The organism is Kineococcus aridisoli, assembly GCF_050871885.1.
In the GTDB taxonomy this organism is placed as follows: Bacteria; Actinomycetota; Actinomycetes; order Actinomycetales; family Kineococcaceae; genus Kineococcus.
In genome coordinates this window covers 1-19,758 of record NZ_JBJLSF010000091.1, presented here as the reverse complement: position 1 = coordinate 19,758, position 19,758 = coordinate 1, and the positions used below count along the sequence as shown (strand labels likewise).

Sequence of the window (19,758 nt, the reverse complement as noted above, 5' to 3'; positions counted from 1 at the left end):
CCCGGGTCCGGCGCCGGTCCGCGTGGAGCTGGACGCCGTCGACCTGGTCGCGGACCCGCCGGTGCGGCCGCTGCCGCCCGGGGGCGTCCCGGACCCGGGCGGGAACGCCTGGGCCGCGCCGCGGCCCCGCCCGGTGGTGCGCCGCGGCGTGCACCGCGTACGGCGTCGCGGCCACGGCCGCGCTGGCAGCCGTCCTGCTCGCCGGTGACCGCACCGCGCCGACGTACGCCCTGGCGCTGACGGCCGCCTGGTGGCTGGCGCCCGGGCCGCCGCTGCTGCTCGTGCTGCTGCTGCTGCGCCGCCCCCGGGTGGCGGTCGCGCTGCTGTGCCCCGCCGTGGTGGCGGTGTCCTCGTGGGTGCCGCGCTCGCCCGCCGGGACGGACGCCGGCGACGCCCCCCCGCTGCGCGTGGTCACGTGGAACCTCACGGCCGGCGCCCCCGTCGACGGCCTGCTCGCGCTCGCCCGCGAGAGCGCCCCGGACCTCCTCGTGCTGCAGGAGGTGTCGGCGCAGGCGCTGCGGGAGGTGGCACCCCTGGAGGACGGCTACCCCCACCGGCACGTCTCCCCCACCGCCTGGGCGCCCCGCTGGGGCGTGCCCGCGGGGACCGCCGTGCTCTCGCGCCACCCGATCACCGACGTGCGGCCGGTGACCGGGTTGCCCGCGGCGGCCAGGCCCACCGACGTCGTCACCGTCGACGTGCGGGGCCGTCCCGTCGCGGTGGTCAGCGTCCACCTGGCCTCCCCCTGCCTGGGCTGCCGCTTCCACCCCTCCGACCCCGGGCCGGCGGGGGGCACCACCTCGGCGGCGCGGGTGCGCTCGGCCGAGGCCGAGCGGCTGGCCGGCCTCGCGCGCGAGCTGGTGCGCCGGGGGGAGGCGGTGGTGCTCGCCGGCGACGTGAACGCCTCGGACCTCAACGCCCCGCTGCGCACGTTCGCGCGCGCCGGTCTGGTGGACGCCTACCGCGCCGTCGCCTGGGGCCCGGGCCTGACGCGCGGCCCCTGGCCGGGCCTGGCCCGCATCGACGTCGTCCAGGTCGCCGGGCTGGTGCCGCTGCGCGCCCGGGTCGGGGACGCGGCCGGCAGCGACCACGCGCCCGTCGTCGTCGACCTGGCCCCGCCCGCGCCCGGGTGGGCCCCTCGGGCGCTCCGCGGCCACCCGCCGGACCCCCGGAGTTCCCCGCAGCCCACCGGGGAGTTCTCCGCGGGGTCCAGCGGGACCCGCCGGGAAGCGCCGCGGTCCACCGCGGAACTCGCGGGGCGTTCCCCGGCGGGGCGTGCGCCGCTAGATTGACGCGGCGTGACCCAGGTGAGCGTCGTGATGCCCGTCTTCAACGACGTCGGGCACCTGCCGTCGGCCGTCGAGAGGGTTCTCGGCCAGCGCGACGTCGAGGTGCAGCTGGTGCTGGTCGACGACGGGTCGAGCGACGGATCGCGTTCCGCGGTCAGCGCCGCGGCCGAGCGCGACGAGCGCGTGACCGCGCTGCTGCTGCCCGACAACCGCGGCGTGGCCGAGGCCCGCCGGCGCGGGGTCGAGGCGGCCACCGGTGAGTGGATCTGGTTCGTCGACTCCGACGACCACTGGCCGCAGGACGCCGCGGCCTCGCTGCTGCGCACGGCGCTGGACGCGCAGGAGGGGGGCCGACCCGTCGACGTCGTCGTCGCCGACGCGCTGCTGGTTCCGGCCGCGGGCGCGCCACGCACCATCCCCGCGCCCCGTCTCCCCGTGCAGAACGCCTCCACCGCGGTGGAACTGCTGCTGCGCGGAGCGATCACCGGCCACCTGTGGAACAAGCTGTTCCGGCGGGAGCTGCTGCTGGGCGTCGACTTCCCCCGCGCGCGCGTGCAGTCGGACCTGGCGCTCGTCGCGAACGCCCTGACCGCCGCCGGGTCCATCGCCTTCTGCGGGCGCACCGTCTACGAGTACCGCAAGCGCACCGGGTCGATCATCACCTCGCGCCACCGGCGGGCCGAGTCCCTGGCCGTCGTCGACGCGACGGTCCTCGACGCCGCGAGCAGGGCGGGCATCGCGGCGACGGCACCGGCCGTGACCTACTTCCGGTTGCGCTACATCGCCCTGTCGGGGGTCAAGGACGCCCTCAGCGGCGCCTACGACGAGGCGGAGTCGCGGGCGCTCGTGGCCGCAGCGCGCCGCCGCATCGGCCTGCGCGGGCTGCGGGTGCTGGCGCAGCGCCGCGACAAGCGCGTGGTCCTGGCGGCGCTGGCGTACGCGCCCCGCCCCCTCCAGCTGCGCCTGCTCGGCCCCCGTTGACCGACCCCTCCCGCAGGAGCCCGTCCACCGGTATGGTGCGGCCACGGTCGAGGGCGCCCGGAACCTGCATCGCTACAGCGACGACGAACCGGGAGGGTCCGTGGGGCAGGTCTTCACCGTGGGGCGCGGCCAGTACGAGAACATCGGCGACGCCATCCTCCGACGGCAACTGATCGACTGGGTGCGCGACGCCGGCCCCCTGCACGTGTACGTCGGGCGTTCACCCGCCGGCTACGACGAGTGCCTGGGGTTGCGGCCCGGCGACCGCGGCTACCGCAGCCTCGCGGCGTGGTACCGCGCCGCGTTGCGCGAAGCCCTGCGCGGCGGAGCCTCCTACGTCTTCAAACCCGGCGAGATCCAGCTGACGCTCGCGGGCATGAAGGAGCACCTCGTCGTGGTGCCCCTGCTCGCGGTGCTGCGCGCCCGCGGCGGCCGGGCCGTGCGGGTCGGTGTCGGCGCCCGCTCCTTCGCCCCGCTGCCGCGCGCCCTCATGCGGCCGTCGATCGCCCTGTCCGACCTCACCAGGTGGCGCGACGACGCCACCGCCGCCTACATGCGCACCGGCGCGAGCATGCCGGACCTGGCGTTCGGCGAGGGCAGCGCCGACGAGGAGCTCGCCGTCCCGCGGCGGCGCGACGCGCTGGTGCTCTCGCTGCGCGGCGACGGGGAGCGGCCCTACCCCTCCCCGCAGGCGCTCGCGGGGCTGCGCGAGCACGCCGAGCGCCACGGGCTGTCGATCTGGACGGTCACGCAGGTGCTGAAGGACGACGAGCGCTCCCACCGCCTGGCGCGGGACCTCGGCGGGCAGGTGCTGGGCTGGCCCGGCGCCACCGGCCACCACGAGCACGAGGCGGCGCTGCGCGAGCTGTACCGGCGCACGGAACTGGTCGTCTCCGACCGCCTCCACGTCGTCATCGGGGCCTTCACCGAAGGGGCGGTCCCGGTGGCCGGGCTCGTGCGGCCGGCGCCCAAGCTGGAACGCCACCTGTCGACGATCGGGGTGCACGACGTCGCCCTGGACCTGTCCGCGGACGACGCCGGAGCGGTCGCCGAGCGGCTGGAGCAGCTCTCGGCACGCCGCGAGGAGCTGTTCGAGCTCCTCGCGCAGGCGCGCACGCGGCTGGGCGCGGTGCGCGAGGAGGTCCTGGAGGTGCTGCGCTCGGCCGGGACGCCGCGGCGGCCGGGGGCGGCGGCCCGCCGGGAGCGCCGCGCGCAGCGGCAGCGCCCGACCGTCTACCACCTGGGCCGTGCGGGCGAGGTCGCCGGCGGCATGACGCAGGTGCTCAACGGCTACCTCGCGGCCACCTTCGACCGGGTGGACGTCGACCTGCTCACCACCCGCGGCGACCCCGGGGACCTCGTGGCGTCCGTGCGGCGCGGCGCCCGCGCCGCGCTGACCGTGGCGCGCCTGCCCCGCGGGCGCTCGGTCGTCGCGGCGCACCTGTCCGCCGGTGGTTCGTTCCTGCGGGAGGGCGCGCTCATGCGCCTGGCGCACGCCCGCGGGCTGGCGACGGTGGCCCACCTGCACGGCAGTTCCTTCGTCGCCTTCGCCGAGCGGAACCCGCGCCCGGTGCGGTGGGTCCTCGGCGCCGCCGACCACGTCGTGTCGCTGTCCTCGGCGACGTCGACGGTGGCGCAGGAGGCGCTCCCCGCCTCCCGCGTCCACCTGGTGCCCAACGCGGTCCGGCTCGGTGGTCCCGCCCCCAAGGAGGACCTCGTGGTCTTCGGCGGGGCCGTGGGGCGCCGCAAGGGCGTGGACGTCCTGCTGGAGGCGTGGCGGCAGGTGCGCGCACCGGGCTGGGAACTCGTCATCGCCGGTCCGGTCGTGGAACCCGAACTGCTGCGCGACCTCGAGGGGGTCCGGGTCGTGGGCGCGCTGCCGCACGACGAACTGCTCTCGCTGCTCGAGCGTTCCCGCGTCGCCGTCCTGCCCTCGCGCGACGAGGCGATGCCCGTGTTCGTGCTGGAGGCGATGGCCCGCTCCAACGCCGTCGTCGCCACCGACGTCGGCGGTGTCGCACCGGTCCTCGCCGGCGGCCGGGGTCTCGTGGTGCCACCGGGTGACGTCGAGGCGCTCCGCGGGGCCCTGCAGCAGGTGGTGTCCGACTCCTCCCTGCGCGAGGACCTCGCCGGAGCGGCGCGGACGGCCGCGAACGACACGTACAGCACCGACGCGGTGTACCCGCGGTTGGAGGACGTGTGGTTGAGCGCCCTCGACCGGCGCCTCGCGCCCGCCTAGCGGTTCCGGTACGACGACGGGCGAGCACCCGTGCGGGTGCTCGCCCGTCGTGGTGCCCTCACGGCCGGGCGGTGGGGCGTTCCACCTGGGCGTCCGCGACGCGGTGGCGGGGAGTGCGGGGAGTGCGGGGAGTACGCGGCAGGAACGCGTCCGGCGGGGCGTAGAGCCAGCGCCAGCGTCCGCTGGCCGCGGAGAACCACACCGAGAACCACGTGACCACGACGATGACCGCTCCCTGCACCGCGGCGTCCACGACGCGCGGCAGCTCGGGTTCCAGCGCACGGACCGCGGCGCTGATGAGGACGATCGGGAAGATGTGGACGAGGTAGACGCGGAACGACTGCTGCCCCAGGGACGTGAGGGCCGTGCGCACCCGGCCGGCCGGCACGTGCGCCACACCGACGACTCCGAGCGCGACGGCCAGCACCTGTCCCACGAGCGCCACCGGCGGGAGGCCGCGCAGACCCAGCAGCAGGGCTGCCGTCACCACGAGCAGAGCGGCACCCAGCGGGACCAGGTTCCAGGCCCGGCTGCGGTCCACGGCCTCCTTGAGGGGCGCGGCGAACAGCGCCCCGGCGACGAAGAACGTGAACAGCGCACCGATGCGGTTCCAGCCGATGTTGTCGACGCCGACCAGACCGGAGGAGAACGCCGTCGAGACGAGCGCCGAACCCGTGAGCTGCAGCCACGCGGGGAACCCGGCGACGATCCGGCGCAGGAACGTGAACAGCGCCAGCGCGTAGAGGAACCAGTAGCTGCTGCTCGGCCACACGGGCAGCAGGAGCAGGGTGCGCCACTCGTCCGCGGGCAGGTCCCCCAGGCCGCCCTGGACACCGGGGGCGAGCACGTAGAACACCGCGCGCAGCAGCGACCACAGGAGGTAGACGTAGACGACCGGGTAGATGCGGCGCCACCACAACGACTTCAGCGGCATCCGCGGGTGCCCGGACGCCGCCATCCCCGCGATGAGGAAGAAGGCGGGCATCGGGAACAGTTCGAACAGGGCCTTGGCGCGTCCGAGCAGGACGTCGATCCCTGCCGGGTCGAGGTACAGGGTGACGTGGTAGACCACGACCATCGCGATGGCGAGGCCCTTGGTCGGTTCCACCCACGTCAGGCGGCGTGCTGTGCTCATGCGTCCTCCGCGGCGGGTGCCGAACCCCTGGGGTGGCCGAGTGTAGGTGAGTCGGCGACCATGGTGCAGCGGTGCGGTGCAGATCAGGTGCGGATCGAGGAAACTCCCCGCCGACCGGCCACCGGTGAGCTCCGGACTGGTACAAAGGGGCGCAGCAGGCGCGAACCGCCCCCTCGGCTCCTCGACCACCACCCCCGCACGGGACTCGGATCCCGTCGTCGTCGGGTGCCCCCGGGAGCCACCCGACGACTGGACCAAGGGACCTCGATGCTGCCACGCCGCACCGCACGCCGTCACCGAGCGGTCGTGTGCGCGGTCGCCGCCCTCCTGCTCTCCTCCTGCTCCTCCGGCGGCGCTCCCGCCGAGCGGCTGCCGGTCGACGACGGTCCCGGCGTCGAGGTCGTCGAGGGCATCACCTACTGGCAGGGGGGTTCCGAGTCCCTGGACCTCGACGCCTGCCTGCCCCGGGAGGCGACCACCCCGCTGCCGGCCCTGGTGGTGGTGCACGGCGGTGGTTTCACCAGCGGCAGCCGCACCGAGGGCGGTTCCCGCGGCCTGTGCGAGACCCTCGCCACCCAGGGGATCGCCGGTTTCTCCATCGACTACCGGATGGCCCCCGCGCACACCTACCCCGACCAGGTGGACGACGTCTCCCGCGCCGTGGAGTGGTTGCGCCGTCCCGAGCAGGTCGAGAGGTTCGGCGTCGACCCGGCACGGCTCGGCCTGCTGGGCAGTTCGGCGGGAGCCGTGCTGGCGCTGACGGTGGGCACTGCGGGCAGCGGGCCCACCGACAGCGGCGCGCGCGTCAAGACCGTCGTCTCCCTCAGCGGTGTCGCCGACTTCCGGCCGCAGGCCGGGCGACTGGGCGACCCGGGGCCGGAGGCGACCCAGCTCGTCCTGAACTACCTCGGCTGCGCGTCACCGGCCGACTGCCCGGTGGCCGCGGAAGCCTCCCCGGTCACGCGCGTCGACCCGAGCGACCCGCCGGTGCTCCTGGTCAACGGCACCCGCGAACTCGTCCCGAGCGAGCAGGTGGACGCGATGGCCGCGGCGCTGGAGGCCGCCGGCGTGGCTCACCGGGAACTGCTCGTGGACGGCGACTCCCACGGCACCAGCCTGCTCCGACCGGACGTGCGCCAGGCGGTCCGGTCCTTCCTGAAGGAGACCCTGTGACGGACACCGCCAGCCCTGACACCCGCCGCGACGGAGCAGTACCCGCGCAGGTGCGCCGCCCGGCGGCCGGCGAGACCGTGCGGCGCCACGGCGTCGTCGTCGGGGCGGTCGTGCTCCTCTCCCTGCTCGCCGGGTGGGGCACGACGCAGGCGATCCCCGAGACGTACACGACGCAGACGAAGGTGCTGCTGCGGGCCCAGGCGGAGGACGGCGCGGTGTCGGTGGCCGATGCGGCGGCGTACGTGGCCGACCAGGCCGACACCTACGCCGCCCTCGTCGAGACGCCGACGGTCCTCGACCCGGCCATCAGCGCGGCCGGCAGCGATGTCGACTCAGCCACGCTCGCCGAGCGGGTGTCGGCCAGCGTGGTGCCGCAGACCACGATCGTCGACGTCGACGTCAGCGCACCCCGGGCGCGCGAGGCCGCGGAACTGGCGGGTGCGGTGGCCCGCAGCCTCGTCGACCAGGTCTCCACGCAGAGCGAGGTGGGCGGTCAGGCCCTGATGACGGGCGTGGTGGTCGAGGAACCGCTCATCCCCACCGATCCGGAGTCGCCGAACCTGCTGGTCAACCTCGCGGTGGCACTGGCGATCGGCCTGGCCGTCTCCGCGGCGGTCGTGGCCCTGCGGGAGGGTTCCGCGCGAAGCCGGCACGCGCGCCGGTGACGGTCTCCACCGGAGCGGCGGCCGCCCCGCGCGGCGGTGCCCTGCCGTGGGCGGCCGGCGGCGGCGCGGTGGCCGTGGCGCTCGTGGCGCTGCTGCTGCTCGGCCCCCTCGTGCCGCTGGGCGTGCTGGCGGTCGCGGGTGCGGTGCTCGTCGCGGTGTTCGCACCGCAGCTGCTGGTGGCGCTGACCCTGGTCGTGGTCGTGCTGTCGACACCCCTGCAGTCGCTGCTCGGCGGGTCGGCCTCGGCGCTGGACGACGCGGCCGTGCTGTTCTGCCTGATCGCCCTCCCGGTGCGCCGGCTGGTCACCGCCGGACGCCTGGTGGTGCTGCCGGGCAGCGCCTGGTTCGCCGCCTTCGCGTTCCTCGGCCTGCTCAGCGGTCGGGTGCAGGACGTGCCGGTCGGGGTCCTCGCGCAGGGGACCTTCAGCTCCGTGAAGGGGCTGCTGCTGGCCTTCGCCGTCGCGCAGGTCCCCTGGACGCTGGAGCACCTGCGCGCCGCCGTCCGCTGGGGCGCGTACCTGGCCGTCCTCGTCATCGCCACCGGTGCCGTCAACCTCCTCGCACCGGGACCGTGGGCCGCGCTGCTGGGCACCACCTCCAGCACCGGGCCCTACGGCCTGCCGGCGCTGACCGGGATCTTCGCGCGACCGGGCGCCTTCAGCCGGTTCTGCGGCATCCTCGCGATCGCCGCGCTCGCCCACCGGCTCGTCGTCGGCCGCCGCGGACCGGCGGTGCCGGTCTTCGCCGCCTGCGCGGCCCTGGCGCTGCTCACCCTGCAGGTCAAGTCCGTCGTCGGGCTCCTCGCGACGGTGGCGCTGATGTGCCTGCCGTTCCTGCGCAGGCGTCGCGCCCTCGCGGTGCTGCCCGTGCTGCCGCTGGCCGCGCTGGTGCTCGCGCCGCCGCTGGTGCAGCTCGTCACCACGGACGTGGACCGCTACGTGGTGCAGGACTCGGCGCGCTCGCTGCTGACGCAGGGCGGCGCGGCGGTCGCCGGGGAGACGTTCCCCCTGGGCGCCGGGTTCGGCAGGTTCGCCAGCGCGACGGCGGCCGATTCCTACAGCCCCTGGTACTACCAGCTGGGTTTCGACCACCGGTTCGGCATGGGACCGGCCGCCGACTCGGGGCAGTTCCTCAACGACACCCAGTGGCCCGCCCTGTACGGCGAGGCCGGCTGGCTGGGAGCCGCCTGCTTCGCGATCGGCCTGCTGGTGATGTCCACCCACCTGCTGCGCGGGATGCGCGGTGAACCCTCGCCGCTCGTGCGGTGGCTGCGCCTGGCCGGGGCCGGGTGGATGGTCCTGCTGCTGGCGGAGTCGGCGGCCGCCCCGGTGTTCGTCTCAGCGCCGAACTACCCGTTCGTGTTCCTGGCCGCAGCGGTCTCGGCCGCGCTCGCCCGGCGGCCCGCGGCGCCGGGCGCCGCTCGCACCGCGGGGGCGGGGACACCGTGAGCGCGCAACTGCGTGCCCACGAGGGGGGGCACGGCACGCGCGGGCGGGGGCTGGAGGTCGATCGCCGCAGCGTCACCAAGGTCGTGGCGGCGCTCGGCCTGGGGGCGACGGCGGTCGGCCTGTCCGGCAGCGTCCCGCCGGGACCGCCGCCCGGCGCGGCCGCCGACGCCGGGCTGGACCCGACCGGGACCACCGACTCGGCACCGGCGCTGCAGGCGCTCTACGACCAGGGCGTGCGCGCGGTGAGCCTGGAACCCCGGGGCAGGTACCTGCTGGACACGCCGGTGTTCCTCGACGACGACGACCCCTTCGACTGCCTGGTCGTCTTCGGCAACGGGGCCCAGGTGCAGCTCGGCGCGCGCCTGGCCCGCACCGAGGCCTTCACGGCCGACCCGCGGACGCGCTGGGCGTTCTTCCCGAACACCCGCCGGCGGGCGTTCGACGGTGACGCGGTGCGCGTCGACGTCGACCACCGCGCCACCGGCGACGCCGTCGGGGGCACCCCGCGCCTGGTGGTGCACCAGCTCCTGGTGGACGGGCAGGGCGAGAACCGCGCGCTGGCCTTCTTCAACCGCTGCTCGGGTCGCTTCAACGACGTGGTCATGACGGCGGCCCGGACGCTCGTGTCGTGGTTCGACTACTGCGACGCCATGGTGCTCGACCACTGCCAGGCACGCCTCGACGAGGTGGGCGACGCCTGGTTGCTCTACCAGGTCTCCAACGGCGACGGCATCGTCGTGCTCAGCCCCAAGACCGAGCGGAGCATCGGCGCCGCCAGCCTGCAGGACTGCAAGGGCGCGACCATCGTCTCGGCGATCTCGGGCCGGATCCGCATCACGCGCTCGCGGGCCGTGTCGATCCTCGCCGGGCACTCCGAGGGGGACCTGCGCTCCACCTCCGCCTACGTCGTCCGCTCCAGCCAGGTGACCATCGACTCCTCCCTGGTGTACCCCGCCCGCACGGACGAGGCGCCCGGCATCGTCGTCGACGACTCCGACGAGGGGCTGGGCTCGGAGATCACCCTGCGCGACGTGGGCGAGATGGTCTTCCACCGCGACGGCAGCAGCACGGTGGCGGCCGAGCGGCAGGGTGACGTGGTCGCGGCGCCCATGGTCTCCCTGGTGAACGTCCAGCCGAGCACCAGGGTCGTCGCCGAGCGCGTGCACACCCGGGTCGGGACCCGGCGGTCGGGATCGCGGTGGCTGCCCAGCGCCGGTTTCCGCGTCACCAGCGAGGACGCGGACGTGGCGGCCTGCCTCGACGCCGCGCAGTCGCGCTGGCAGCTCGCCTGCGGGTCGTGGGAACTCGCCCACCGCGACGGCTGGCGCGTGCTGGCCGCCGGCGGCTCGGCCGCCGCCTCCTCGCCGGCGCTGCGCGCACCCGACCTCTTCGACGTCCGCGGATCGGTCGACGGCGTCCGCGGCAGCCTCGGCGGCTCCGGGCTCGAGTACGTCGCGGCCCTGCGCGACGCCGAGGGCAACCACACGGAGATGTCCGAGCGGGTCGGCGTCTCCCCCGGTCCGGACGGGTCGGTGCGGCTGCGCCTGCGCACGAGCGGGCCGGGCGTGCTGGTGGTGTGGCGGCGCCGGGGCGAGGGCGTCGCCGCTGCACCCGAGGTGACCGCGTCCATCTCCGCACCCGGACCGGAGGTGACCCTCTACGACACGGGGGGGCACCTCGGCGGGGTGCCGTGGAACACCGACGTCCGGGACGTGCCGGCCACCGTGGCCGCCGTCAACACCACCCGGGACGTCCTCCTGCTGAGCGGCCGCCCGGTCGCCCAGCTGCTTCCGACGACAGCTCGTTGAGAGGGTGGTTGAGCACGCATGACGACGCTCCTGGTGGCCAACGTGGGAGGGCACCTCACGCAGCTCCACAGCCTGGTGCCACGCCTGCCGATCCGTGACCGCATCTGGGTGACCACCGACGCGGCGCAGAGCCGGTCGCTGCTGGCCGGCGAGGAGGTGCACTACCTGGAGTACCCGCGGGCGCGCAACGTCGGCCACGTGCTGCGCAACGCGGTCGACGGCGTGCGGCGCCTGCCGCACCGTGACGTCGAGCGCGTCATCAGCACCGGGGCGAACCTGGCGGTCTCGGTGCTGCCGACGTACTGGGCCCGCGGGGTCCCCTGCCACTACATCGAGAGCGCGACCCGGGTGGACGGGCCCTCCTCGAGCGGTCGCCTGCTGGGCAAGCTGCCCGGCGTCCGCCTCTACACCCAGCACGAGACGTGGAGCGACGAGCGCTGGACCTTCGAGGGCACCGTGCTCGACGGCTTCACGGCCACGCGCGGCGAACCGCGGGAGGTGCGGCGCGTGGTCGTGACGCTGGGCAGTTCGGAGGGGTACCCCTTCCGCCGTCCGCTGCAGCGGTTGCTGGAGGTGCTGCCCGAGGGGGTGGAGGTGCTCTGGCAGACCGGGTCCACCGCCGCCGAGGACCTCGGGATCGACGCGCGCCGCTCGATCCCCGCGCACGAGCTGCAGGCCGCGATGGAGGAGGCCGACGTCGTCATCGCGCACGCCGGCACGGGGTCGACGCTCACCACCCTCTCGAGCGGCAAGCTCCCGCTGCTGCTGCCCCGGCTCGCGTCGCACGGCGAGCACGTCGACGACCACCAGAGCGAGATCGCCGCGATGCTGCAGGACCGCGGGCTGGCCGTCGTCCGCGACGCCGGCTCGGTCACGTGGGAGGACGTCCTGGAGACCGCGCGCCACCGGGTGCGCTCCACCTCCAGGACGCCGTTCCCGTTGAAGTCCTGACACCCGGTCCCGGGCCGCCGCACCCGCCCCACCCGGGGCGGGTGCGGCGGGCCGGGGCGCGCACCCCACCGGGCGGAGGCGGCACCCCGACGAGCGCGGCGTGCGCTCGTGGTCCACACTGCCGCTCGTGCCCACGACTGGATCCTCGCGCCCCGACGACTCCCAGCCGGTCGAGCAGGTCGCCGGTGGCGTGCGCTACGTGCAGCAGCCGCGCGACGAGCGGCTGGTGACCTGGTGGGAGGGGCTGCCCCGCGAGGTCCGCACCCGGCTGGCGGCGCTCTCGCCCGGTGACGCGGTGGCGCCGGACCTGGCCCGCCCGCTGCTGGAGGCCGGTTTCGCCTGCCCGACCGCGCTGACCACGACGCCGCAGGGCACCACGGTGCGCCAGCCGATCGCCCCGCTGCCGCTGGTGCAGGCGCTGCTGAAGCTGCGGCTGACCAACACCGAGCGCCGCTTCGTCAGCTGAAGCCGAACTCCCCGGACAGCACGAGGGCCGCGGCCCCCTGCAGGACGCCGTTCGGGCCGAGCGCGGCCATCCGCAGCCGGACCCCGCCGCCCGAGGCGGGCATGCACGTGGCCTCGACGGTGTCGCGGGCGGCGGTCAGCAGCGGTCCGTCGAGCAGGTCGGCCGGTCCCACGAGGACGACCTCCTCCAGGTCGAGGGCGGCGACGACGGGGGCGAGCACGGCGCCCAGGCGGCGGCCGGCGTCGCGCAGGGCGCTGCGCCGACGGGCCGGGGTCCGCCCCTCCAGCGCGCGGGTCAGGTAGGGCGGGGCGACGATCGTCTCCAGGCAGCCGCGGCGCCCGCACTCGCACTGCTGACCGCGCGGGTCGACGACGAGGTGGCCGATCTCCCCCGCCGCCAGCCGGTGCCCGCGCACGAGGTGGCCGTCGAGGACGAGGCCGGCGCCGAGGCCCTGCCCGGCCACGACGGCCAGGAAGCCGGAGGCCGAGGCCTCGCCGTAGGTGAACTCCGCCAGGGCCGCCGCGTCCGCGTCGTTGGCGACGTGGACGGCGGTGCCGAGCGCGGCCGACAGCCGCTCGGCCAGCGGCACGTCCTTCCAGCCCAGCCGGGCGGACTCCACGATCCCGCCGGCGGCGTCGACGATGCCCGGCGTGCCGATCCCCACCCCCACCACGCGCTGCGGCGCACCGGCGAGGACGCCGGCGCACAGCGCCTGGAGCGCCTGGAGCGCCTCCTCGCCGCGCAGGCCGGTGAAGTCCGCGGTGCTCTCGCTGAGCGGCGAGCCGGCGAGGTCGAGCACCGCCACCCGCACCACGGGCAGCATCTGCATGTCGACGGCGACGATGTGGTGCTCGGTCGAGCGCAGCCCCACCATCATGGCCGGCTTGCCGACCCGCCCCTCGGGGCGCAGCCCGAGCTCGGCGACCAGGCCCTCGGCGAGCAGGTCGCCGACGATCTCGGAGACGGTCACCCGGGTGAGGCCGGTGGCGCGGGCGAGGTCGGCGCGCGAGACGGGTCCCTCGTGGAAGAGCAGTCCCAGCACGACGGCGCGGTTGTGCGCCCTGGCCTGGGAGGGCAGCACCTTCGAGCTCGGTCGCAGGCCCCGCGTGGAGGCGCGCCAGGACGTCGGGTGCGGCCGTGGCACGGGCAGCGTCGGGGCGGTCACCGGATTGGTTTACCCCACTGACGAACCTCCCGCAAGCCTCTTGCCGAGCGGGCCGGGAGGCGGTTACGTTCTTGTTAAGCAGGTGTCCTAACACTTGTCACGTGCTCGTCGGGATGTCGAGACTCAGCGCCGAGTCGACCGACCGCACCGCCTGCCCCCCTCCACGCTCGTCCTGCCGCACCGGACCCTCGAAAGGTTGCCCGCCATGAACCTCACCCGGCGATCCCTGCTCGCCACCGCCACCGGCGCCACCCTGCTCGGCGGCCTGGCCGCGTGCGGCGGCGGCTCCGAGTCGTCCGCCGGCGCCGGCGGGGGCGGAGGAGGTGACAGCAAGGATCTGCGCCTGTGGCTCATGCAGGACTCGGTGCCGGACGAGACGCAGGCCTGGCTGAAGAGCACCTTCGAGCAGCAGAACGCGGGCGCCACCCTCACCATCGAGGTCCAGCAGTGGGACGGCATCGTCTCCAAGCTGCAGACCAGCCTCGCCAGCCGGGACGAGAGCCCGGACGTCATCGAGTTCGGCAACACCCAGGTCGCGCTGTTCTCCTCCGTGGGCGCCCTGCTCGACATCTCCGACCAGGAGGAGGAGCTCGGCGGCGGCGACCTCATCCAGAGCTTCATCGACGCCGGCTCCTGGGAGGGCAAGCTGTACGCCACCCCGCTCTACGCCGGCGCCCGCGTCTACTACTACCGCCAGGACCTGCTCCAGGCGGCCGGCATCCCCGTCCCGACCAGCCTCGACGAGCTCGTGGCCGCGGCCAAGGCGCTGAACACGGCCAACCCCGAGGGCCTGCCGGACTTCTCCGGCATCTACATGCCCGGCGCGGACCCGCACACCAACGAGGGCTGGCTGTTCACCCACGGCGGCCAGTACGCCGAGCAGGACGGCGACACCTGGAAGGGCATGCTCTCCAGCCCCGAGTCGCAGGCCGCGCTGGCCCAGGTCCAGGACGTGATGCTCACCGCGACGAAGTACGCGCTGGACTCCAACGAGAACGCCCAGGTCGCCTACCAGTTGTTCAACGACGGCAAGGTGGGCATGTACAGCGCCCTCAACGTCGCCGCCGCCAAGATCGACAAGGCCATGTGGGACGCCGGCAAGGTGGGCGTCATGGCCCTTCCCGGCCTGACCCCGGGCAGCATCGGCAACACGTTCTCGGGCGGATCCAGCATCGGCATCTCCGCGAACAACCACAACGAGGAGCTGTCCAAGTCGCTGCTGAAGCTCGTCTACTCCGACGAGTTCATGACCGACATGGCCAAGGTCGGCGGCTGGATCCCCGGCCGCACGTCGTTCTCCTCCGCCCTGGAGGGCCCGACCGGCTCGATCGCCCAGGAGATCATCGAGAACTCCGTCCTCACCCCCAACTCCCCGCAGTGGGGCGTGCTCGACGGCAACAACGTGCCCCGCGACTTCTGGGTGCGCATCGCCAAGGGCGAGGACGTCAAGGCCGTCGCCGCCGACGTGGACACCACCATCGCCGTCGCCCTCAACAAGGGCTGACCGAGCACCCGCGAACCGACGAGGACCAGCAGGAGGAGAACGTGGTGTCCGACCAGCTCAGCGCCGGTGTCAGCAGCGCACCGGCGACCGCGCCGCCGGGGGTCCCCGCTCCCGTCGCCCGCCGCCGGGCGCGACCACGACGACGGGGCGGCTCCCTCGCCGCGCCCTACCTGCTGCTGGTCCTGCCCGTCGGGCTGGTGTGCCTGGCGCTGGGCTACCCGATGGTGCGGCAGTTCATCATGTCGTTCCAGGAGTTCGGGCTGGCTCAGCAGTTCGGGCGGCCACCGGAGTGGGTCGGGTTCCAGAACTACTCCCAGGTCCTCGGCGACCCCTACTTCTGGGTCGTCACCGCCCGCTCCGTCGTGTTCTGCGCCTTCTGCGCGCTGGTGACGATGGGCATCGGGATCGCCTTCGCCCTGCTGCTGCAGAAGCTGTCCACCGTCCCCCGCATCCTGCTCCAGGTCGCCCTCGTGCTGGCCTGGGCGATGCCTCCGCTGGCCGCGCTCACCGTCTACACCTGGCTGGTGGAACCCCGCTACGGGCTGGTGAACTGGCTGCTCACCTCGGCCGGGCTGGAGTCCTTCCGCGGCTACTCCTGGCTGGCGGGCAGCCCCTGGACGTTCTTCCTCATCGCCGCCATCACCGTCATCTGGACCTCGGTCCCGCTGGTGACGCTGTCGACGTACGCTGCGCTCAACCAGGTCGACGAGGCGGTCCTGGAAGCCGCCGAGCTGGACGGCGCCGCCGGCTGGACGCGGCTGCGGCTGGTCGTCCTGCCGATCATCCAGCCGGTCGTCCTGCTGCTGCTGATGCTGGAGATCATCTGGGACCTGAAGGTCTTCACCCAGATCAAGGTCCTGCAGGCCGGCGCGGGCAACAACCGGGAGACGAACCTGCTGGGCACCTACGTGTACGAGACCGGCATCGGCGGCGGGGACTACGGCATCGCCTCGGCGCTGGCGACCGTCATGCTGGTGCTGGTGCTGGTCCTGACCTGGCGCTACATGCGCACCCTCATGAAGCAGGGAGACCTGTGATGGCCGCCACCGAACCGGCGCTGTTCGCCCCGCCCACCCACGCGGACCACCGGTCCGCCCGCAACCGGCACAAGGGCTGGTGGAACGTCCTCGCCGTCGCCCTGGCCGCGCTCTGGGCCTTCCCCATCTACTGGATGATCAACTCCGCCCTCATGCCGGCGGACCGGCTGCGGGCGACGCCGCCGCTGCTGGCACCGCTGGAGCCCACGCTGCGCTCCTTCGGCGAGATCCTCGCCGACTCGCTGTTCTGGCGCTCCCTGGGCTTCAGCGCCGCCGTCACCGGCCTGGCGGTGGCCGTGTCGCTGGTCTCCGCGGTCCTCGCGTCGGTGGCGCTCAGCCGCTTCACCTTCCTCGGCCGGCGCGGTGCGCTCGTCGCGGTGCTGGTCGTGCAGATGATCCCCGCCGAGGCGCTGTTCATCTCCCAGTACCGCATGCTCGACGGGTGGGGACTGCTGGGCTCGGTGCCGGGGCTGTCGCTGCTGTACGTGGGGCTGATCGTCCCGTTCACCGTCTGGATGCTCAAGGGCTTCGTCGACGGCGTCCCGGTGGAGCTGGAGGAGGCCGCGATGATGGACGGCTGCTCGCGGTTCGGCGCGTTCTTCCGGGTGACGTTCCCGCTGCTGGGCCCCGGCCTGGTCGCCACCGGCGTCTTCGGCTTCCTCGTCGCCTGGAACGAGTTCACCCTCGCCTACGTCGTGCTGGCCTCCGGCGACCGGCTGACGCTGCCGGTCTGGCTGCGGACGTTCTCCTCCAACATGCAGGAGACCGACTGGGCAGGCGTGATGGCGGGCTCGACGCTGGTGGCCGTGCCGGTCCTCGTCGTCTTCGTCCTCGTCCAGAACGCCATGACCAAGGGCATGGTGGCCGGCGCCGTCAAGGGCTGACCCGCTCGCCGCGCACCACCCGCGCACCACACCCCGCGGAACCCCCGCGAAACACCCCGACCTGGAGCTCCCCCGTGCCCGTCACGCCCTTCCCCCGCCCGAAGTCGATGTCCGCGACGACCGGGAGCGGTCCCGCACCGGACGCCCCCCTCACCGTCGTCGCCGACGCCTCGCTGCCCGCGCAGGGCTACCGCCTGCAGACCTCCGCCGACGGGACCACCGTCGCGCACGCCGACGCGGCGGGGCTGCGCTACGCGCTGGCGACGCTGGACCAGCTGCGCGCCGGCCGCGACTTCGAGACCACCAGCTACACCGTCGAGGACTCCCCCGACTTCGCCGTCCGCGGCTTCATGCTCGACATCAGCCGCGACCGGGTGCCGACCCGGCGCACGCTGGCCCGCTGGGTGGAGGTCCTCGACCTGGCCCGCATCAACTGCCTGGAGCTCTACACCGAGCACACCTACCGCTTCCGCGGTCAGCAGGTCGTCTGGCAGGACGCCTCGGCCCTGTCGGCCGCCGACCTGCAGTGGCTGGACGCGCTGTGCGCCTCGCGCGGCATCGAGCTGGTGTGCAACCAGAACACCCTGGGCCACATGGAGCGCTGGCTGAAGCACCCCGAGCACGCCAAGCGCTCCGAGAACGAGGACGGCTTCACGATGCGCGGCCGGCACCGGCCGCCGAGCACCGTGGAACCCAGCCCGGAGAACGCCGCGTTCGTGGGCGAGCTGCTGGAGGACGTGGCCGCCAACTTCCGCACCCGGCGCATCAACATCGGCGCCGACGAGCCGTGGGAGCTGGGGACCGGCAAGAGCGCCCAGCGCGCCGAGGAGGTCGGCCTGGGCACCGTCTACTGGGAGTACGTCACCGCGGTCATGCAGCCGTGGCTGGAGCGCGGGTGGACCGTCGAGTTCTGGGCCGACGTCTTCGGCGACCACCCCGAGCTGATGGACAAGGTCCCCGCCGGCGCGATCCCGGTCGTCTGGCAGTACGACTCCCCCGCGCTGCTGGCCGACGTCATCGACTCCGCCGGCGGGCAGGTGCAGGAGTGGCGCAGCCAGGGCCTGGACGTCACCGCGCTGCGCGACGGCTTCCGCGACCGCGCCAAGCTGCTGCTGGACGCGGGCGTGCCGTTCTGGGTGGCACCGGGTGCCAGCAACTGGAACGCCCTGCTCGGCAGGTTCGACAACGCGGTGGGCAACATGGTCGACGCCGCGGAGGTCGGTCTGGAGAACGGTGCGCAGGGGTACCTGAACACCTCCTGGGGCGACCACGGCCACTGGGACCCGCCGTCGGTGGCCTTCGGGCCGGTGCTCTTCGGCGGCGCGGTCTCCTGGGCGCTGGAGGCCAACCGCGACCTCGACGTCGCGGCCGTCCTCGACGAGCGGCTGCTGCTGGACCCCACGGGCACCACGGGCGAGGTCCTGGTGCGCGCGGGCCGCATCACGCGGCAGCTGGGCGCCCCGGTGCTCAACGCCTCCCCGCTGTGCATGGTGCTGCGCGATCCCGCCGACGTGGCCGAGTGGGCGGTGCCCTCCCGCGAGGCGCTGCTGGCCGCCCGCGAGGTGCTGCGCGGCTGCCTGGAGGACCTGCGCGCCGCGCAGCCGGCCGCCGCCGACGGCGACGTGGTGGTCCGCGAGCTCACCCAGGCGCTGCGGCTGTCCGACCTGGCCGCCCGGGTGTTCCTGGCCCGGGCCGCCGACGGGACGATCGACGCGGCCGCCGCACCCGCGCTGCTCACCGAGCTGGACGCCCTGCTGGAGGAGCAGCGGGCGTGCTGGCTGCTGCGCTCGCAGCCCGGCGGCCTGACCGACAGCCTCGCCGAGTTCGCCCCGCTGCGCCACGCCCTGCTGCGCGCCGCGAGCTGACGGTGGCCGTCCTCACCGGGCCCGCCGGCGTGCGCGTCGGGCTCGACATCGGCGGCACCAAGATCGACGGTGTCGCGCTGGGTGCCGCCGGGGACGTCCTCGCGACGTCCCGGCGCCCCTCGCCCTCCGGGGTCGGCGACGTCGTCGAGGCGGCGGGACGGGTGGTCGCCGACCTGCTCGACCAGGTCGCGCCCGGCGGCCCGCGGGCCCTGGCCAGCGTGGGCATCGGCATCCCCGGCCTGGTGGACCCGCGCACCGGCACGGTCCGCAGCGCGGTGAACCTCGGCTTCGGCCACGAGCAGGTGCCGCTGGCCGCCCTCGTCTCCGCCGTCACCGGGCACGTCGGCGTCAGCGTGGAGAACGACGTCAAGGCGACCGCGCTGGGCGCCTCGGCGCTGCTGGCCCCGGGCCAGGACCTGGCGCTGCTGTCGCTGGGCACCGGCCTGGCCGCCGGCATCGTCCTGGACGGGAGGCTGCTGCGCGGGGGCAGCGCGGCGGCCGGGGAGGTCGGCCACCTCGCCGTCGACCCCGCCGGGGCGCTGTGCGCCTGCGGTCAGCGCGGGTGCCTGGAGACGATCGCCTCGGGCGCGGCGCTGCAGCGCGCCTGGCCGCACGGCGGGGAGGGGCGCTCGGCGCAGCACCTGTTCGCGGCGGCGGCGGCCGGCGAGCGGGCCGCCGTGCAGGTGCGCGACCGGTGGGCCGCCGCGGTGGCCCTCACCGTGCGCACGCTCGCGCTGACGTGCGACCCCGCGCGCATCGTCCTCGCCGGTGGTGTCGCCGGGGTGGGGCGGCCGCTGCTCGACGCGGTCGGCGGTGCGCTGCGGGCGCAGGCCGCGGGGTCGGCGTTCCTGCGCGGCCTCGCGCTGGACGAGCGGCTGTCGCTGCTGCCCGGCGACCGGCCGGTGGCCGCCATCGGCGCCGCCGACCTGGCCGGTCACGACCTCGTCCGGCCGCTGGGGCCGGGGTTGCACGGGGTGCCCTGAGCCGGCGGGCCCGCGGGGACGCCCACCGGGGCGTCCACCGGGGCGTCCACCGGGGCTGCCCGCCGGCGCCGCCGACCGCGGGCCGGGGGGGGGGGGGGGGGGGGGGGGGGGGGGGGGGGGGGGGGGGGGGGGGGGGGGGGGGGGGGGGGGGGGGGGGGCGGCGCG

The 19,758-nt window shown here is 75.0% G+C and carries 16 protein-coding genes; 14 read left to right on the top strand and 2 right to left on the bottom strand.

Annotation, left to right across the window (positions count from 1 at the left end):
* From ACRYM2_RS19300 to ACRYM2_RS19290, 3 genes are all read left to right on the top strand, one after another.
* A partial coding sequence (locus tag ACRYM2_RS19300) for an endonuclease/exonuclease/phosphatase family protein (RefSeq protein WP_432524054.1) occupies window positions 1-1,292 on the top strand: 1,292 nt, incomplete at its 5' end.
* Window positions 1,293-1,298: 6 nt separating this feature from the next.
* Window positions 1,299-2,270 (top strand): glycosyltransferase family 2 protein, encoded by a 972-nt coding sequence (locus ACRYM2_RS19295; protein ID WP_432524053.1) that lies wholly within the window; start codon window positions 1,299-1,301, stop codon window positions 2,268-2,270.
* A 100-nt stretch (window positions 2,271-2,370) separates the two neighbouring features.
* Window positions 2,371-4,509 (top strand): glycosyltransferase, encoded by a 2,139-nt coding sequence (locus tag ACRYM2_RS19290; RefSeq protein WP_432524052.1) that lies wholly within the window; start codon window positions 2,371-2,373, stop codon window positions 4,507-4,509.
* Between the two features lie 58 nt (window positions 4,510-4,567).
* Here ACRYM2_RS19290 and ACRYM2_RS19285 read toward each other — a convergent pair whose 3' ends face one another.
* Window positions 4,568-5,644 carry an acyltransferase family protein gene (locus ACRYM2_RS19285; RefSeq protein ID WP_432524051.1) on the bottom strand — a complete coding sequence of 359 codons (1,077 nt, stop codon included), beginning with the start codon at window positions 5,642-5,644 and terminating at the stop codon, window positions 4,568-4,570.
* Window positions 5,645-5,950: 306 nt separating this feature from the next.
* Between ACRYM2_RS19285 and ACRYM2_RS19280 the strand changes: the two genes are divergently transcribed.
* The 6 genes from ACRYM2_RS19280 to ACRYM2_RS19255 all read left to right on the top strand — a co-directional run bounded on the left by ACRYM2_RS19280 (window position 5,951) and on the right by ACRYM2_RS19255 (window position 12,155).
* The gene (locus tag ACRYM2_RS19280; RefSeq protein WP_432524050.1) at window positions 5,951-6,817 is read left to right on the top strand and encodes an alpha/beta hydrolase fold domain-containing protein; all 867 of its coding nucleotides are present in this window, start codon (window positions 5,951-5,953) and stop codon (window positions 6,815-6,817) included.
* Window positions 6,814-7,482 (top strand): YveK family protein, encoded by a 669-nt coding sequence (locus ACRYM2_RS19275; protein ID WP_432524049.1) that lies wholly within the window; start codon window positions 6,814-6,816, stop codon window positions 7,480-7,482. The genes ACRYM2_RS19280 and ACRYM2_RS19275 overlap by 4 nt, the downstream gene beginning before the upstream one ends.
* Window positions 7,479-8,930: a hypothetical protein gene (locus tag ACRYM2_RS19270; RefSeq protein ID WP_432524048.1), complete on the top strand. Its 1,452-nt coding sequence runs from the start codon at window positions 7,479-7,481 to the stop codon at window positions 8,928-8,930. Before ACRYM2_RS19275 ends, ACRYM2_RS19270 begins: the two co-directional genes overlap by 4 nt.
* On the top strand, window positions 8,927-10,738 hold the full coding sequence (locus tag ACRYM2_RS19265) for a hypothetical protein (protein WP_432524047.1): 1,812 nt from the start codon (window positions 8,927-8,929) through the stop codon (window positions 10,736-10,738). Before ACRYM2_RS19270 ends, ACRYM2_RS19265 begins: the two co-directional genes overlap by 4 nt.
* A gap of 18 nt (window positions 10,739-10,756) precedes the next feature.
* Window positions 10,757-11,689, top strand: coding sequence for a glycosyltransferase (locus ACRYM2_RS19260; RefSeq protein WP_432524046.1), 933 nt, complete (start codon window positions 10,757-10,759; stop codon window positions 11,687-11,689).
* Between the two features lie 127 nt (window positions 11,690-11,816).
* On the top strand, window positions 11,817-12,155 hold the full coding sequence (locus tag ACRYM2_RS19255; protein ID WP_432524045.1) for a hypothetical protein: 339 nt from the start codon (window positions 11,817-11,819) through the stop codon (window positions 12,153-12,155).
* Here ACRYM2_RS19255 and ACRYM2_RS19250 read toward each other — a convergent pair.
* Entirely contained in the window at window positions 12,148-13,236 is a 1,089-nt protein-coding gene (locus ACRYM2_RS19250) for an ROK family transcriptional regulator (RefSeq protein WP_432524044.1), read from the bottom strand. The genes ACRYM2_RS19255 and ACRYM2_RS19250 overlap by 8 nt on opposite strands.
* A 289-nt stretch (window positions 13,237-13,525) precedes the next feature.
* Here ACRYM2_RS19250 and ACRYM2_RS19245 point away from each other — a divergent pair, with 289 nt between their 5' ends.
* The 5 genes from ACRYM2_RS19245 (at window position 13,526) to ACRYM2_RS19225 (ending at window position 19,593) form a co-directional block, all read left to right on the top strand.
* Window positions 13,526-14,824, top strand: coding sequence for an extracellular solute-binding protein (locus ACRYM2_RS19245; protein ID WP_432524043.1), 1,299 nt, complete (start codon window positions 13,526-13,528; stop codon window positions 14,822-14,824).
* A 44-nt stretch (window positions 14,825-14,868) separates the two neighbouring features.
* Window positions 14,869-15,861 (top strand): carbohydrate ABC transporter permease, encoded by a 993-nt coding sequence (locus ACRYM2_RS19240; protein ID WP_432524042.1) that lies wholly within the window; start codon window positions 14,869-14,871, stop codon window positions 15,859-15,861.
* Window positions 15,861-16,745, top strand: a complete 885-nt coding sequence (locus tag ACRYM2_RS19235) for a carbohydrate ABC transporter permease (RefSeq protein WP_432524041.1) — start codon at window positions 15,861-15,863, stop codon at window positions 16,743-16,745. The genes ACRYM2_RS19240 and ACRYM2_RS19235 overlap by 1 nt, the downstream gene beginning before the upstream one ends.
* A gap of 74 nt (window positions 16,746-16,819) precedes the next feature.
* Entirely contained in the window at window positions 16,820-18,610 is a 1,791-nt protein-coding gene (locus ACRYM2_RS19230) for a family 20 glycosylhydrolase (RefSeq protein WP_432524040.1), read from the top strand.
* 2 nt (window positions 18,611-18,612) lie between these two features.
* Entirely contained in the window at window positions 18,613-19,593 is a 981-nt protein-coding gene (locus ACRYM2_RS19225) for an ROK family protein (protein WP_432524039.1), read from the top strand.
* Window positions 19,594-19,758 lie beyond the last annotated feature (165 nt).